Source organism: Paenibacillus xylanexedens, from assembly GCF_007676705.1.
Taxonomy (GTDB): domain Bacteria; phylum Bacillota; class Bacilli; order Paenibacillales; family Paenibacillaceae; genus Paenibacillus; species Paenibacillus xylanexedens_C.
In genome coordinates, this window is record NZ_VEBF01000251.1 from 1 (window position 1) to 284 (window position 284).

General features: G+C 46.8%; 1 protein-coding gene. It reads left to right on the forward strand.

Translation table 11 applies throughout. The features are described 5' to 3' along the window. Window positions 1-34 precede the first annotated feature (34 nt). On the forward strand, window positions 35-284 hold a 250-nt coding region (locus tag FS628_RS30515), incomplete at its 3' end, for a hypothetical protein (protein ID WP_260871250.1).

A 284-nucleotide genomic window follows, 5' to 3' on the forward strand; every position in this document is an offset into this window, starting at 1 on the left:
GGTTGGTAAGAAAAATATTGATAGAGGTGGTGGTTTGGAAGGTTTTGGTTGGATTGTGGAAAATGTGGATTGGAAGTTGGAGAGAGAGTTGTTGGAAGGGATGATTCAGAGAAGAGGCGGTGTTGGGGGTGTGAAATATAAGGACAGCGTGGAGATTGATGTTGGAGTGAAAGTGATTGGGGATGATATGGGTAGGGTTGGTTTTGGAGTGGGTGATGGGGTTGTGGGAAGTAATGAAGGAGGTGGATATGTGATCGGTGGTTTGGTGGGTGGTGGAGTTCGGT